Below are 15,169 nucleotides of genomic sequence, written 5' to 3'. Positions count from 1 at the left end.
GACAGGGTGAAAACCACATCAGCTTATGGCGCGGGATCATAACATGGGCAAGGCAACTTCAGGTTTTAGATACAAAAACTCAGTGTACGCTGAGGCATACACTGAGTTTTAAATGATCCTCAAACCAATAGGGCATTTTATGGCACGAATTTGGATTTACCGCTGAGGCGTCGAGGCATTCAGCCCCTAATTCTGGGTGGAGGAAGTACTAATATTGGCGCTGAATCAACAGCCCGTTGCGCTTGGAAATATGGTGACCAACTGATTATTTTAGAAGATCTCTGCAGCGCCGCTGACTGAGAGCAACATAACACCTTCCGTTATATCTTCCCTCGCATTGCACACATCACCCGCTGTGAGGCATTGCTCTAGCACTTTGCCAATGTGTAACGCTCAGCCTACACTCATCCCCAGAGCTGTGACTGTCTGCTCCACATTTAATTAGCAATGGATGGCAGACAGTATTAGCGCGAACATCAAACATGCCGTGCGGTCATGACTATGTCAGATGAAAACGGACTATCCGCGATGCCATTTATTCCAGCACAATAACCCAAGCCATCCCCTGAGCGCGCTATTGCGCGATGGGAGTTAACCTTAACATGACTGTAGGCATGACCCATGGATTTTGGCATGAAGTTTCATCTTACCGCGGTTTGTCTGTTATTACTCACCTCGGCCTGTAGCGAACAAAACAAGTCTGATACACCTACAGCGCCGCCGGGAACCCAACTGCATACAATTGAGCACAATGGTATAACTCGGGAATATATTGCGTATATTCCCGATAGCTACAATGCTGACACCCCAGTACCTTTACTGTTTAATTTTCATGGTTACGGCGGCAATGCCAGTGAGTTTATGGCCTATGCCGATTTAAGACCCCAAGCAGAAGCTCACCAATTTATTTTGGTCTATCCCCAGGGCACATTATTAGCGGGCACCAGCCATTGGAATGCAGCGCTCCCCGGCAATGACAATAAAAGCTCAGCCGATGACTTTGGCTTTATCGACGCGCTGCGCACTCACCTCGCCAGCCAGTACCAAATCGATCTCAATCGGGTTTATGCCATGGGATTTTCCAACGGTGGCATGTTCAGTTATGCCTTGGCCTGCTATCACAGCGCCAATATTGCCGCCGTTGCGGCTGTGGCCGCCACCATGCTGGCAACAGACTGTTCCTATACTCACCCAATGGGGATTATCAGTCTCCACGGCAGTGATGACACGGTTATCCCCTATCAGGGCAATCACGATTACCTTGCCGTAACTCAGGTGCTGGAGTATTGGATTAACGCTAACGGCACTGAAACCGCCCCGAACACACGTTTGGCAACAGACAATGGCACTGAGATTACCCACCTGACATATCCCAATGGTATGGGGCATGTCAGCGTTGAGCATTACCGGGTCGATGGCGGGGGGCACAGTTGGTTTAATTTTGATTTTCAGGGGCAATCGGCTAATCAGCTATTGTGGCAAGCCTTAGCGCAATACGATATTCACGGACAACGCCAAACTAATCTTTCCCACTAACCACACGGCTTCCAACAACTGTGTTGCAGACATACAACATAGGGGGCCGGTGGGAGTACGGTTAAGGTGTAAGAGCGCTGTTGGTTTTGTGTTTAATCATATGTGATATTGAGTTAATTATTTGTCTGGGATAATGTACTGTTTTCATGCTGCGCTCCAGTTTAAAGTTTTGCTGAAGCAGGCGTGGGTAGGTTGGAATATGGATTTATTTGGATAGACAGATAACAGTTTGAGTGGAGGTAATACATGAGACTTAACTATTTAGTAATCGTATTATTTTTTTGTATTTGCGGAACTGCAAATGCGGTAGTTTATAATAAAATAACCTCTGCCAGAGATTGTGTTTATCCTGAATATTATGTGCCAGTAAAAGATGTTCAAGATAATATGTCATTTTTTCGCAATAATATGGGTAGATGGCAGATCTCTCAAATTGCTGATCGGCATGTGATAATGGGATCTGGTTATCGTTTTCAAGTAAAGAGAGGGACTGCTGGAAATGCATTTTGTGTTAGCGATGGTGTGATAAAAACACAAAGAGAAATGGATAGATTAGTAGCTGATTCTGCCTATTTTATAAGTTTATTAAAAAAATATCGCCCCCTATACATTGTGACTTCAGATGGTAATGGTATTCCTGATCTTAACCTGCCCCAATTAGGTACGACTGATAACGGTATTAAAATTAAAATTATTAGACGAGCATTTGATTCAACTAAAGTACACTTTGCGGTTAATCATACCACTCCATTTATTACAATTCCTCAAAACAAGCAGTTAGAGTTTGAATTTGATGGTACCCAGTGGAATCCAACGCCTAGTCGAGTAATAAAACGCCAAAATCAATTAAATAGTATCAAGAATGATAATAATTTAAGAGATGCTTTAAAATCTGCTGGTGTTTTAAAAGTAGAAACTTCGGATGGTAATTGGTTATCTAAGTTAAATTTAAAAACAGATGACGTTGATGATGGTACCATGTTGATTTTCTACCGTAATTCAACATGGGCGGTATCAGTTAATTATTCTGGTAAAACAATAAGTCCTAAGCGAGGTGAAACGGTTAAACTTATTAAGTTAAGTGGAAGTTGGAGGTTATTAGGAGAAGCATTTGAACCTATTCAACAATTAGGGCAAGTTTGTTTATATCAAGGCCTAAATCAAACAGGTCATAAATTATGTTGGGATCTGAGAGAAGGTAATGGTGTTTCATCTATTACTGCTAGTTTTATGAATGACAGATCACGCTCTTTCTCTATCAGTGCCGATATAGATAGTGTAGCGTTCTGCCAACATTTTAATTTTCAAGGTTGGTGTGTCACGCACAGTGAGAGTGGAAACTTTTCATCTCAACATCAGATGCAGGTTTCCAGCTTGCGGGTTGGTGATGAGATTCCCAATAATAATGATTGCCGTAATGCGGATATCAAAATTTGCTTTTATGAACATGCAAATCAGCGGGGGCGTCGTTACTGTATAAATAAACCCAGTGGTTTTGATAATGTAAATTTATGGGATGTCGGTGATAGAAGTAGAAATACATTTTCATCTGCTAGTATAACGCCAGCATTCGGTGTTGTTAGAGTCTGTAAAGATGTTGGCTATGCTGGAGGGTGTCGAGATTTAAATCAAACTGATTTAAACTTTATTGGCGGCGGATTTAATGACAGAACTCAAAGTGTAAGATTTAACTGTACAGGCTTTAATTAGAATATTTTTATAAAAGAACCGTAGTTTCTACAGGGGATAGTAAATCTGAGGTTAATAGGTATTTTCGTCAGTTTACTATCCCAGTATGAGGCCATATTGAATATTTGTATCTGGTTTAGATTTATTTTATAGGGTCGATAAATTAGATATATAGCATAACAGCGTTTTGCAATTTGTTGTCAAAGCAATGCGCGGGAAGATATAACGGAAACTGGTGTTATGTTGCTCCCGGTCAGCAGCGCTGCAAAGATCTTCTGGAATAATCAGTTGGTAACCATGTTCCCAAGCACAACGGGCTGTTGATTCAACGCCAATATTGGTACTTACGCCACCTAAAATCAGGGTCTGAATGCCCCGACGCCGCAACTGTAAATCCAAATCTGTGCCATAAAATGCCCCCCATTGATGTTTGGTGATATGAATATCGCCATCAGTGACCGGCAGTGCGGCGGGGAAATGCCACCAGTTGGCGGGTAAGGCCGTTAATCTTGATGGCGCATCCACAGTTTGATGTGGCGCATCGGCAAAATCATCACTCCACCCCACTCTTACCCACACCACTTGTACACCGTGCTGGTGACAGGCGTGTGCCATTGCCGTGGTATTAGCAATAATTTTTTCAGCGCAATAGGGGCCACCTACTACAGGTAAGATCCCTTGCTGTAAATCAATTAATACCAATGCGGTCTGCTGGGGAGAGAAAGTGAACATTAACCTAGCCTCGTGGAACAATACATTTAAACCATACCCCCAGACTGATTAAAGCATTCCATATTTATGCTTAAGACTTTTTCATTATACTACTAATATGATATTGTCCTCGATATTTTATATATCAATAATATTGATATTAACTAATTTGTAGTTTGATATATTAGAGTTAGAATGAATATCTATAGACAAGGATTTATTTGTAATTTTTTAGACTTTGCAATGGAAAGATATCCAAAGCCTAATTATTATGAAGATTATTTCTTAAACTATACACCATCTAAATGGAAAGATGGCTCTGGAGATGGATTATTTAAATATTACGATAATAATGGAATCGAATACTCTCTGATTATTATAGAAGATTTAAGATATGGTATTTTACTTACATATAGTAAATTTAATGAAAATAACCAAACTTCAATATCGTCATATTATTCCGTGGGAAATAAATTAAAAATCAATAACATGACCTTGGTTGATGATGAGTTGTTCATGCCGTCAGGATGTTTTATGAAACCTAAAATCGCTTGGTTAGCTGTGAAAGCGTTTTTAACTGCCCCAACAGTAATGCCGAACTCAATTGAGTGGGTTAATGAAGATGATATTCCATGGTTAGAATATTAATGAATATATTGTTGATTTTATTTTATAACTATTTTTATATTGATATGCGTTTAACATGATTAGTCGTTATTTTCTGTGGTTATTCGATATTAAAATATTGTGTTTTAGAAATGAGGCCAAGCCTAAGCTTGGCCATTGTTAGAATTAAATTTGTATAAAAGAGTCGTCTATAACCCATGAGCCAAGGGCGCGATAACCCGGCTTAATACTCCCTGTAGCTTAGAAATTGCCACGCCATAGTTGGTGATGGGCACGCCCCGACGCTGACATTCCCGCACCCGGCGTAGCATTTCGGTGCGGTTAAACATGCAGGCGCCGCAGTGTACGACCACAGCATAATCTTCCAGATTGTCCGGGAAATCATGGCCGGCGACCACATCAAAGGTGAGGGTTTTACCACTGTAACTACGGATCCAGTTAGGCAGTTTCACCCGGCCGATATCATCATCCTGCGCATGGTGGCTGCAGGCTTCGCTGATCAATACCCGATCACCGTCTTTAAGCTGATCAAATGCCTCTGCGCCTGCCACCATGGCAGATAAATCACCCTTAAAACGGGCAAACAGGGTGGAGAAGGTCGTTAGCGCAATATTGTCCGGTACCATGGCTGATACCGGTTTGATCACTTGGGCATCAGAGATAATCAATGCTGGTGGTGTGGTCATGGCATCCAATGCTTTGGGTAATTCAGTTTCTTTGACCACCATGGCCATGGCATTGTTATCCAGCGCCTCGCGCAAAATTTGTACCTGGGGCAGGATTAACCGGCCTTTAGGGGCGGCCATATCAATGGGAACTACGCAAATAATACTGTCTCCGCTGTGGTACAGATCCCCGGCCAGCAGCGGCTCAGCTTTTAGTTCAGCCGGTGCGAGGTCATACATCAGCTGTTTGATTTCCCGATTACCCAGCCCATTGATTGCGGATACGGCAATAAAGGGGATCTGCTGCGCCTGACAAAAAGCAAGATCGTCTGCACTTGGCGGGCAGAGGTCGGCTTTATTGAACACCAGCATAAAAGGCAATTTCAGTGCTTGCAGCTCACGGATCAGACTCAATTCAGCATCCGTTAGCCCCTGCTCGTCGGTAACCAGTAACGCCATATCGGCCCGACACAAAATGCGCCGGGTGGCCTTAACCCGCAGTTCACCCAGCTCCCCTTCATCATCAATACCCGCGGTATCAAAGAAGGTCACAGGCCCCAGCGGCAGTAGCTCATAGGGCTTGGCAACGGCATCCGTGGTGGTGCCTTTTGTGTCAGAGACAATAGAGATTTCCTGCCCGGCCAACATATTGAGCAGGGACGATTTACCGGCATTACGTCGCCCGACTAGCGCAATGTGGTAGCGCATTCCCCGCGGGGCACTTTGACCGGCATTACCGGCAGTTTCGGGATTAATACCTTGACACATACTTGTTCCTTTTCGAATCGCCACGGGCATGGCTGGGGACCAACCCGTGCAGTTTTATCTGGTGGCATAGCTGGCCGACCCGCTCATGGGCGGCAGCGATAGCGGCATTTTTGCCGGGGTAAATGTTGTATCTGGCGTATACCCGCTGCGGGGTAAAGGAGGGCATAATGACGTTGCAGCCCCGCAGTAGCGCCTGCTCCCGGCTACCCGGCACCAAGGCATCTAATGAGCTGGTGGCGGGAATGTTGGCGCCGGGGTTCATCAGGCGCAAAATGGCACTGACCCGCTGGCTTTTCAACACATCGCCGTTGGCATAGTCGGCAAACGGCGTTTCACTGTGGGCAACAAAGGGGCCGCAGGCAATCATATCCAGCCCCATATTGGTCAGAGTGAGCAGATCCGATGCCAAAATGCCGTCGGTCATGCCGGGTAAATCCGTGATCACCCCCGAGCCAGTCTGGTAACCCAATGATTGGATATACGCCAGCCGTGCCAAGCGTTCATCATAATCGGCACCGGGTCGACATTGTTGAAACAGCGCCCGGTCAAAGGTTTCCATTTTCAGCAGATACCGGTCGGCACCGGCTTCACGCCACAGTTTGAGCTCTTCATGTTTTCTGTCACCCAGTGACAGGGTGATGGCCAGGCCATGCCGACGTTTAATTTCCTGAATAATGGCCGCTACCGTGCCGGGACGGTAGTGAAAATCATCGCCAGATTGCAATACCACTGTGCCCATGCCCAGCGCCGCGATATCGTCTACCGCGCGCAGGATCTCCTCCGGCGTCAGACGGTAACGTTCAACATTGCGGTTAGCACTGCGCAGGCCACAGTAATGGCAGTTATTACGGCAGTGGTTAGAAAATTCAACAATGCCGCGCAGGTAAACTTGCTGATTAAATTCCAGCTCGGTGGCGAGCTGTGCCCGGCTAAATAACCAGTCATCATCCTCTCCTTGCAGCAGGGCGAGAATTTGACTGTGACTGAACAAATTGACCTGCCGGATAGCACCGGGTTTTACCGCCGCGCCATATGTGCTGGCCAAGGTATCCGTATTCGGGGCAAATGTATTGGGGGGGAAAGATTGCATTTGTTCTCCAGTGGCTCGATGCCATTATCCCTGCTGTTATCTGGCCGAGGCTGTTAGCTGTACCACAGTTTATCCGCCGGGCTTGAGACTGACTCAGTTGCGCACTTCATATGTGCAGCCTGGCGACATTCATCCACATAACGCCCCAGAGCTTTTGGCCACGGGCTTTGCCATGGCTGCGCTGGTATTGCGCTTGCCCCTGCGGACGCGTTGCCGGGCAGCTCTGCGGCAAGATAGCGTTGCCACAGCGCGCCATCGGCTAACCCCATATCGGCGGCCTGCAGTGTTATCCAAATCCCCTGCGCCGAAATCAGGCTGGAATGGGCATACTGGCCGGCAAGTAGGGTGTCACCCAGCAACAATATGGGTTGCAGTGGCAGGGCATGGCTGCGGATATGTCGCACTTGCTCGGGGAAGTTGGCCGCTAAGTCATCGCACCACTGCTGGGATTGGGCAAATAGCGCGGCAGTATCATGCTCACTCAGCTCTGGGCGCAGCACGCGGGCAAACTCCTGTCCCCACTGTGGGTGTGGCCGAAGAGAGATAATATCGAGCCGGGTCAGCGCGCCGCTTTGCAGTCGTGACCGTATCAGGCATTCAATCTCGGTTCCGGCAAAATTGTTGTAAATGGCAGCGTGCCAGACCATGGTGGCGGCGCGGGTAATGGCATCAAGCAGTGTTGCTCGGTCAAGCCCGGCACTGATCGTGATGCCTTGACTGCTGCTTAGCAGTTGATGTGGGGGGGAAACGCTGTTCAGTCGTCTAACTCCTGTGTGGTAAGAAACCCCGGCGGGGGATTTGACCTGCGCCGGGGCGGACTCATGCTGGGGCAATCTCTGGTTACAGGTAAATATCCCGCTCGCCAGCATCGGTTTTATCCAGACAGGTGCGCACATTTCGCTCCCGGGCCGGGCTCATTCGGGCCAGCTCACTTTCAATCAGGGCATTACCGGCCGCGCGGGTTTTTTCCCCGGCATAGTCGTTGAGGTATTCCCGGAAAGTGATCAGCGCATTGGGCTGACAAAATTTACCAATAAACTGCTGCTTAGCCAGTCCCATAAAGTGATCCCCTGTGCGGCCTTTGCGATAACAGCCGGTACAGAAAGAGGGGATGGAGTTGGACTCGGTCACCAACTCATAAATGATTTCATCCATGGGACGATGATCCCCAAGGCTGAACTGCTCGGCATCATGCTGGGCATTACAATCATCATTTTGCTGGCCTTCTTGATAGCCACCAGGCGCGGTGCGGCTACCGGCACTGATTTGTGATACCCCAAGTTCTAGCAATTCTTTCCGCAGCGCCGCACTTTCGCGGGTACTCATAATCAAGCCGGTATAAGGCACGGCCAGACGGGTGATGGCTACAATACGCTTAAAGCAATCATCATCCACTTCATAGGGTGGTTTTTCACTGATCTCAGAGCCATGGGCCGGCTCAATACGGGGGAAGGAGATGGTATGGGGGCCAACACCTAAATCCTGCTCCATCTGCTGCACATGGGTCAGCATGGCTAGCAGTTCAAATCTGTGGTCATACAGGCCGAACAGCGCGCCGATACCCACATCGTCAATTCCCGCTTCCATGGCGCGGTGCATGGCATACAGGCGGTAGAGGTAGTCCTTCTTTTTGCCTTTTAAATGCACACTTTCATAGGAGGGCTTGTGGTAGGTTTCCTGGAAGCACTGGTAAGTGCCGATAGCAGCGGTTTTCAGTACTTTGAAATCTTCAACACTCAGTGGGGCACAGTTGACGTTGATGCGGCGGATCTCTCCGCCCTTACCATGTTTTACACTGTACATGGTGTTGATGCTGTCAACGATGGCATTAACATTATTGCGCGGGTGCTCGCCGTAGACAGCCAGAATGCGCTTATGCCCCATCTCCTCCAGGATCTCGACTTCCCGGCGGATCTCATCTTGTTTTAGGGTCTTACGCTTCAGCTCATGGTTATCTGCGTTAAATCCGCAGTAACTGCAACTGTTGGCGCAGTGGTTAGAGACATACAGGGGGGCAAACAACACAATACGGTTGCCGTAAATGGTGTTTTTGATGTCGCGGGCAACGGTAAACAGCTCTTCATCCAGTTCCTTGTTCTGATTTTGCAGCAGTACTGCTGTTTCTTCGATGCTCAGTCCTTCACACTGCCGGGCCTTATCCAGAATGCGCCGTACCAGTGCGGCATCGGGGTTGGCCGCGTGGTTAATTACGTCCCAGATGGCTTCATCATTGATAAAGCTGGTATTGGGGTTGTAGTCAGAAATGGTAATAGGATGATGATGTTCTGTTTTGCTCATAACCGATAAATATCTCTCGTAATCTATCAAAAAGCAGCAGCCGCCTTAGGGTGACTGCTGCTTGAGGACTGAAGGGACAACAAACTTACTTGTTGTTGCTCAGCTGGTCACCATTGGTTGCTACCGGAGCAATTTCCTGCTCAACCCACAGCGGAGTGTACTCAGCTGCATCGTGGTAAGGCACATTGCCGTGGATCATCATGGCTTTGAAGTCATCAAAGCGGTATACCGCCAGGAACAGGTGTACAGGCAGGAAGGCAGTTAACAACAGACCGCTGACCAGGTGTGCTTGCCCCAGGAACCATACCAGATCACGTGGTACCGCATGAGGAACCAGCCACAGCACCAGACCGGACAGGATCAACAGGGTGCCGCCAATCAGTACACAGGCACCGAACAGCTTCTGGCCAGAGTTGTACTTGTTCATTGGTGGAACCGGTACTTTTTTGCCCAGCAGGAACTTCTGTGGGTAACCACCCAGCACCATAAACCACTTCACATCGCGCTCAGACAGGCTGAATACGCGAGCGATAAACAGCACTACCCGGTCAAAGGACATCAGGGTAAAGGCCACGGCATCCAGTGCCATCACCACACCGGCGATGATGTGAATGTCATAGGTCAATTGCATGCCTGACTGGGTCAGAGGCTTGAAAAACAGCAGCAAGCCGGTCGCTGCCAGAGGCAGGAAACTCAGCAGCAAAATATAGTGAAACACCCGTACATTGAAGGGATGCTTCAGAATCGGTCTAGTATCGTGCTCGTGATGCATCGTCATATCTCCATTAAGAGTTCAGCTTGGTACGGTCAACAAAGTGGGTGTGCAGCAGATCATGGGACAAGTGCCCCAGTGGCTGGCCGCCAAACTCTTTGTAGTACTTCTCTACCGCCGGGTTAGCGTGGCTGACACGGATTTTGGCAATGGTGTCGTCCTTGTACAGGCCGGCACTACGGGCTTTGATATAGTCATTACGACTGGCAATCTTGCTGGAGAACCAACCCACAGGAATGGCCATCACGGCAACAAATGCGGCACCAACAACCATAAATTTACGACGGGACAGGAAGAAACTATCTTCGGCAAAAAGGTATTTTTTCTTAGTCATGACTGGGGTCCTTATCAGATATTGCCAATCCAGGAAGAGCCGTTGCCTTCAATAGGCTGGCCACCACCGTTAACACAGCCACCGGCGCAGTTCATCACTTCAATAAAGTGATAAGGTGAGGTACCGGCCATTACGTCACGCAGAACAGGTTCTACGTTGTTGCCCATATCGTGTACGACGGCAACATTGACGGTAACATTCTGTCCCAGCTCTTTGTCGTACAGGGTTACAGCGGCTTCTTTAACCCCTTCCAGACCACGAACAGGTTCAAATTCCAGTTTGGCCATTTCATTGCCAGTCAGTACTTTATGCGCTGTACGCAGTGCCGCTTCCATTACCCCGCCTGTGGTACCGAAGATGGTGCCGGCGCCGGTGTATTCGCTGAACAGGCTATCGCCTTCATAAACTGGGGTGTTGGCCAGATCAATTTCCAGCATTTTCAGCAACTGCGCCATTTCACGGGTGGTCAGTACCGCATCGATATCCTGGTAAGATGGGGTGTTTGCACCTTGCTCTTTATGGTATTGCCACGCGGAGTTGAACTCAGGACGAGAGGCTTCCAGTTTCTTGGCGGTACATGGCATCACAGAAACGGTAAAGATTTTCTCTGGCTGCATGTCGTATACCTTGGCGCCATAAGTTTTGGCTACGGTACCGGCCATTTGCTGTGGTGACTTGGCGGTAGACAAGTTAGGCAGCAGGTTTGGATAGTTGGTTTCTAAGTAGCGAACCCAACCTGGGCAGCAAGAGGTGAATTGTGGCAGGGCGCCAGCATCCGCTTCACCTTTGACATTGGCATGCAGACGGTGAATAAATTCACTGCCTTCTTCCATGATGGTCAGGTCAGCGGCGAAGTTACAGTCAAAAATCTTAAAGCCGGCTTTGTTCATCGCCCCGTAGAGTTTACCGGTTACCAGCTCACCTGTACCCAGTCCAAACTCTTCACCGATGGCAACACGTACCGCTGGTGCGATAATGCCCACCACCTGGGTGTTTTTGTCCGCCAGTTTCTTAATCACAGTTTCCAGCGCACTGTGGGTTTCTTTAATGGCTCCAAATGGGCAGTTGATTAAGCACTGACCACAGCTCAGACACTTGTTTTTATCGATAGAGTGCACGGCGCCGGATGCGCCCTCGATGGCATTGGCTGGGCAGAATTTTTTACAAGCATCGCAGCCTTTACACTTGGATGCCTGAATCTCAATCAGCCCCTGGATTTCCCCGGGTTGATAGGTGGTAGCAGTCATATTGTTTCGCGTCCCTTATTATTGGCCTGGCGGTTTTTAGTTAATCATTTTTCACTTGATTATTTAAAAAACTGCTAATGCCTTATTCGTTTAAAAGCGGGAGGAATATAGGAGAAACACGAAATAATAAACTTGTCGGAGGTCAAATATTAGAATTCGGCCGATAAGATTTCCAAAAAATTTATTTTTTTTTAGATATCTTGCGGGGTTTTTATATTGTGAATTAGCTTAAGCTGAATTTCAATGTTCTTAAGTTATTGTTTTTTTGGTTTTATATGCAGTAGAGAAAAAATCGACATTAATTCGTTAAGTGACGCAGGAATATTAATTTATTGCCGCTTAAGAAATATCGATAAACCCGGTGGTGGGACATTTTGTCAGTGGCTGGGATATTAAATAATGTTATTAATTATCACTAACAAAAAGCCGGTAAATTGTTACCGGCTTCAAATTAATTACCTAATTGACTGTGATATTGGATCAGATATCAGCTAACGCATCATTTAAGGTGGGATAGAATTTCAGTACGCCGTCAATCGGGGTGACTTTGGCCTTGGCCAGGGTTTTCAGTGGTTGGAACTGAAGCTCGCAAATGAGTAATCGGGTGCGATTGGCCTGACATTTACTGATCAGTTTTGCCAGCGCGGATAACCCGCCAGCATCCAACAAATAAACACTGTCCATGCGCAGAATAATAGTATGACGATCACCTGTCAGACTGCTGATTTCACCAAAGACATTGTCGGCAGCAGCAAAGAACAGCGGCCCCTCAATTTTCATTACCGCCACATCTTCATGCAGTGGTTCTGGAATAACGCGGCGGTCATCTGTGATGTCTTTCACCCGGGTCATTTCCGCCACTTCTTTCATAAACAGCAGCGCAGCCAACATAATGCCGACACTGATGGCGATGACCATATCGAAGATAACGGTCAGCAAGAAACAGGCGGTGAACACTAAAATATCGCTGCGGGGGGCGGTCTTGAGCAGGTGCACCGCTTTTGGCGCTTCACTCATATTCCAGGCAACCACCAATAGCAGTGCAGCCATAGCTGCCATAGGGATATAAGCCAATACCCCGGTCAGCGCGACCAGAGCCAGCAGTACGACCAGTGAGTGGATCATGGCGGATACTGGGCTTTGGCCACCGGATTTAACGTTAGCCGCCGAACGGGCAATGGCGGCTGTGGCCGGAATACCACCGAAGAAAGGCGCAATAATATTACCAAAGCCTTGGCCTAACAGTTCACTGTTAGCACTGTGACGGGTATTAGTCATCCCATCCAGTACGACAGCACACAGCAGGGATTCCACTGCGCCCAACATGGCAATAGCAAATGCCGATGGCAATAACGCTTGCACTGTGGCCCAACTCAGCCCCAGAGCATGGCCACCCGGGCCGCTTTGCAGCCAAGGCCATTCAAATTCTGGCATCACTGGCGGAATACCTGAGCCAGACAGACCGTTAGGTAACACATAGTGGAAACGGCTACCAATAGTGGCGATATCATAACCTTGATGAGTCAGAAACAGGCCGATAAGACTGCCGATAATGACGGCTGGCAAGTGTGCGGGCACCGGCAATTTTAAGCGCGGCCACAACAGCATAGTACCTAAGGTGACTGCTGCAATAACGATACTTGGCCAATGGGCACTGGGAGAGGCTTGCACCAAGGTGGCAACTTTATCCCAGTAATGTTCCGGCATATCGTGGATCTGCAATCCGAAAAAGTCTTTCAGCTGCAAAGTGGCAATGACCACCCCAATCCCGGCGGTAAAGCCTAAGGTAATGGACTCAGGAATATATTGGATCAACCGCCCTAGTCGCAGCAGCGCCATGGCCACCAGAATAATACCGGACATCACGGTTGCTAATAGCAGACCGGCGAGGCCAAATTTTTCTGCAATGGGGTAAAGCAGTACCACAAAGGCCGCGGTCGGTCCTGAGATACTGTAACGGGAGCCGCCGGTCAGCGCGATAATAAAGCCGCCGATAACCGAGGTATAAAGACCGTATTGTGGGGGCACACCACTGGCGATGGCCAATGCCATTGCCAGTGGAATGGCGATAATCCCGACGGTAATACCGGCCAAAATATCTTTACCGAACCGTTTGCCAGTGTATTTCTCAGAAATACAGGCCTGGGATAGGGCATGGCCGATTTTTAGTGAAAATAGATGAGCTCTGTGTGGCACGTTTATAGCCTGATGCAAGTTAGAGGGTGAAAGAAGGCGCTAATAGTAGTGTCATAAACGGTGGTATGTTGTGACATTGGTCATAACCTGAGGTTTAAGGTCTTTCCTTGGTGATCAACTTGTGCTTGGCTGGTAGAGATTGTGTTGCTGTTATTTCATGCATTTGGCTGCGCGATATCGGCAGCAGGATAAAAAAATCCCGGCAGGAGCCGGGATTGTATAGCGAACTTAATGGATTTAGTCGTTGCTTTCTAAGCCGCCTAGGGCGTGTACCAGTGAGGTTAACAAGGCAACCAGCTCACCGCTCATCAGGGCAAAGTCTGCATCCAGCCGGGCGAGGGGATCATCATTGCCCACTTCATCATTACCGGCGCGAAATTCTTCTGAAAACTTCAGTCGCTTCAGGCTGGCGTCGCTACACAATAAGAAGGCCACTGACTGTTCAAAATGTAATGCTAGTTTGTGCACCTGCTTGCCGGTTTCAATATGCGCCAGCACCTCTTCTTCACTTAAATCCTGCTGTTTAAAGCGCACAATACCGCCCTCATCGGCAATGGCTTTTAGCTCGGCTTCGTCCTGAATGGTAAAGGGCGCTGGTGCGCTGCCATTTTTCAGCCACTCGGTCATTTGTACTTCCAGAGGTGTAGCAAAAGATACCGGGATCACCGGCAGACTGCCCAAGGCTTTGCGCAGTAGGGCCAGCAGCTCTTCTGCTTTGCTGGCACTGGAGCTGTCCACCAAAATCAGCTGTTGCTCTGGCAAGAGTAACGCCTGAATTTGACTGCGGCGAGAGAAGGCTCGTGGCAGCAAGGTGGTGGTAATTTCATCTTTTAACGCATCTTTTTCTTTTTTAGTCAGCTTGCGGTTTTCTTCTGTTTCCAGCTGAGCCACTTTTTCTTCCAGCGCTTCTTTGATCACCTGGGATGGCAGGATTTTCTCTTCTTTGGTAGCGCTGATCAGATGACGGTTACCGGCACTGTGAACCAGTGTCTGACCATGTTTACCCAAGGCATTGGTAAATCCGAATTTGCTGATGTCCTGACTGGAGCAAGGGCTGAAACAGAAGTCTGCCATGGCTTTTTCTAGGGTGTCCGCATCCACGGAAAAGGGTTTGTTGAAACGGTAAAGTGTCAGATTTTTAAACCACATGCTACTTGCTCACACAGAAATGAAAGGGAGGCAGTGTAAGTCATCAGAGATACAGGGTAAAGCCATCAACTTAGCTGCTTGGCTGAT

Annotated in this window: 13 protein-coding genes and 1 pseudogene; 4 read left to right on the top strand and 10 right to left on the bottom strand. The window is 48.0% G+C overall.

Annotation, left to right across the window (positions count from 1 at the left end):
- Positions 1 to 138 precede the first annotated feature (138 nt).
- The 3 genes and pseudogenes from NFHSH190041_RS19770 to NFHSH190041_RS14775 all read left to right on the top strand — a co-directional run.
- Positions 139 to 300 (top strand): annotated as a pseudogene (locus tag NFHSH190041_RS19770) (isochorismatase family protein); the annotation flags it as partial.
- 333 nt (positions 301 to 633) lie between these two features.
- The gene (locus tag NFHSH190041_RS14780) at positions 634 to 1,536 is read left to right on the top strand and encodes an alpha/beta hydrolase family esterase (protein ID WP_261922529.1); all 903 of its coding nucleotides are present in this window, start codon (positions 634 to 636) and stop codon (positions 1,534 to 1,536) included.
- 246 nt (positions 1,537 to 1,782) lie between these two features.
- Complete coding sequence (locus NFHSH190041_RS14775; RefSeq protein WP_261922528.1) at positions 1,783 to 3,246, top strand: peptidase inhibitor family I36 protein; 1,464 nt, start codon at positions 1,783 to 1,785, stop codon at positions 3,244 to 3,246.
- A 126-nt stretch (positions 3,247 to 3,372) separates the two neighbouring features.
- On the opposite strand, the gene NFHSH190041_RS14770 is transcribed toward NFHSH190041_RS14775, so the two are convergent.
- The gene (locus NFHSH190041_RS14770; RefSeq protein WP_261922527.1) at positions 3,373 to 3,957 is read right to left on the bottom strand and encodes a hydrolase; all 585 of its coding nucleotides are present in this window, start codon (positions 3,955 to 3,957) and stop codon (positions 3,373 to 3,375) included.
- Positions 3,958 to 4,131: 174 nt separating this feature from the next.
- Between NFHSH190041_RS14770 and NFHSH190041_RS14765 the strand changes: the two genes are divergently transcribed.
- Positions 4,132 to 4,584 carry a hypothetical protein gene (locus NFHSH190041_RS14765; RefSeq protein ID WP_261922526.1) on the top strand — a complete coding sequence of 151 codons (453 nt, stop codon included), beginning with the start codon at positions 4,132 to 4,134 and terminating at the stop codon, positions 4,582 to 4,584.
- 167 nt (positions 4,585 to 4,751) lie between these two features.
- Here NFHSH190041_RS14765 and hydF read toward each other — a convergent pair whose 3' ends face one another.
- The 9 genes from hydF to rdgC all read right to left on the bottom strand — a co-directional run bounded on the left by hydF (position 4,752) and on the right by rdgC (position 15,082).
- Positions 4,752 to 5,996 carry a [FeFe] hydrogenase H-cluster maturation GTPase HydF gene (gene hydF, locus NFHSH190041_RS14760; RefSeq protein WP_261922525.1) on the bottom strand — a complete coding sequence of 415 codons (1,245 nt, stop codon included), beginning with the start codon at positions 5,994 to 5,996 and terminating at the stop codon, positions 4,752 to 4,754.
- Positions 5,980 to 7,086 (bottom strand): [FeFe] hydrogenase H-cluster radical SAM maturase HydE, encoded by a 1,107-nt coding sequence (gene hydE / locus NFHSH190041_RS14755; RefSeq protein WP_261922524.1) that lies wholly within the window; start codon positions 7,084 to 7,086, stop codon positions 5,980 to 5,982. The genes hydF and hydE overlap by 17 nt, the downstream gene beginning before the upstream one ends.
- Before the next feature lie 53 nt (positions 7,087 to 7,139).
- A complete protein-coding gene (locus tag NFHSH190041_RS14750) occupies positions 7,140 to 7,955 on the bottom strand; it encodes a hypothetical protein (protein ID WP_261922523.1) in 816 nt (271 codons plus the stop codon).
- Positions 7,927 to 9,384 carry a [FeFe] hydrogenase H-cluster radical SAM maturase HydG gene (gene hydG / locus NFHSH190041_RS14745; RefSeq protein WP_261922522.1) on the bottom strand — a complete coding sequence of 486 codons (1,458 nt, stop codon included), beginning with the start codon at positions 9,382 to 9,384 and terminating at the stop codon, positions 7,927 to 7,929. Before hydG ends, NFHSH190041_RS14750 begins: the two co-directional genes overlap by 29 nt.
- A gap of 85 nt (positions 9,385 to 9,469) precedes the next feature.
- Entirely contained in the window at positions 9,470 to 10,156 is a 687-nt protein-coding gene (locus NFHSH190041_RS14740) for a cytochrome b/b6 domain-containing protein (protein ID WP_261922521.1), read from the bottom strand.
- Between the two features lie 13 nt (positions 10,157 to 10,169).
- A complete protein-coding gene (hydB, locus tag NFHSH190041_RS14735) occupies positions 10,170 to 10,490 on the bottom strand; it encodes an iron hydrogenase small subunit HydB (protein WP_261922520.1) in 321 nt (106 codons plus the stop codon).
- A 14-nt stretch (positions 10,491 to 10,504) separates the two neighbouring features.
- Positions 10,505 to 11,737, bottom strand: coding sequence for an iron hydrogenase large subunit HydA (gene hydA / locus NFHSH190041_RS14730; RefSeq protein ID WP_261922519.1), 1,233 nt, complete (start codon positions 11,735 to 11,737; stop codon positions 10,505 to 10,507).
- A 480-nt stretch (positions 11,738 to 12,217) separates the two neighbouring features.
- Entirely contained in the window at positions 12,218 to 13,933 is a 1,716-nt protein-coding gene (dauA, locus tag NFHSH190041_RS14725; protein WP_261922518.1) for a C4-dicarboxylic acid transporter DauA, read from the bottom strand.
- Positions 13,934 to 14,170: 237 nt separating this feature from the next.
- Positions 14,171 to 15,082: a recombination-associated protein RdgC gene (gene rdgC, locus NFHSH190041_RS14720; RefSeq protein WP_261922517.1), complete on the bottom strand. Its 912-nt coding sequence runs from the start codon at positions 15,080 to 15,082 to the stop codon at positions 14,171 to 14,173.
- Between the last annotated feature and the right edge of the window lie 87 nt (positions 15,083 to 15,169).

This window comes from Shewanella sp. NFH-SH190041, assembly GCF_024363255.1.
Taxonomy (GTDB): Bacteria; Pseudomonadota; Gammaproteobacteria; order Enterobacterales; family Shewanellaceae; genus Shewanella.
This window is presented reverse-complemented; position numbering and strand designations above follow the sequence as displayed.

Bases quoted from the DNA above. Each gene is read 5' to 3' on its own strand.
- NFHSH190041_RS14780 (WP_261922529.1), top strand. From the start codon at position 634: ATGAAGTTTCATCTTACCGCGGTTTGTCTGTTATTACTCACCTCGGCC.
- NFHSH190041_RS14775 (WP_261922528.1), top strand. From the start codon at position 1,783: ATGAGACTTAACTATTTAGTAATCGTATTATTTTTTTGTATTTGCGGA.
- NFHSH190041_RS14770 (WP_261922527.1), bottom strand. From the start codon at position 3,957: ATGTTCACTTTCTCTCCCCAGCAGACCGCATTGGTATTAATTGATTTA.
- NFHSH190041_RS14765 (WP_261922526.1), top strand. From the start codon at position 4,132: ATGAATATCTATAGACAAGGATTTATTTGTAATTTTTTAGACTTTGCA.
- hydF (WP_261922525.1), bottom strand. From the start codon at position 5,996: ATGTGTCAAGGTATTAATCCCGAAACTGCCGGTAATGCCGGTCAAAGT.
- hydE (WP_261922524.1), bottom strand. From the start codon at position 7,086: ATGCAATCTTTCCCCCCCAATACATTTGCCCCGAATACGGATACCTTG.
- NFHSH190041_RS14750 (WP_261922523.1), bottom strand. From the start codon at position 7,955: ATGCTGGCGAGCGGGATATTTACCTGTAACCAGAGATTGCCCCAGCAT.
- hydG (WP_261922522.1), bottom strand. From the start codon at position 9,384: ATGAGCAAAACAGAACATCATCATCCTATTACCATTTCTGACTACAAC.
- NFHSH190041_RS14740 (WP_261922521.1), bottom strand. From the start codon at position 10,156: ATGCATCACGAGCACGATACTAGACCGATTCTGAAGCATCCCTTCAAT.
- hydB (WP_261922520.1), bottom strand. From the start codon at position 10,490: ATGACTAAGAAAAAATACCTTTTTGCCGAAGATAGTTTCTTCCTGTCC.
- hydA (WP_261922519.1), bottom strand. From the start codon at position 11,737: ATGACTGCTACCACCTATCAACCCGGGGAAATCCAGGGGCTGATTGAG.
- rdgC (WP_261922517.1), bottom strand. From the start codon at position 15,082: ATGTGGTTTAAAAATCTGACACTTTACCGTTTCAACAAACCCTTTTCC.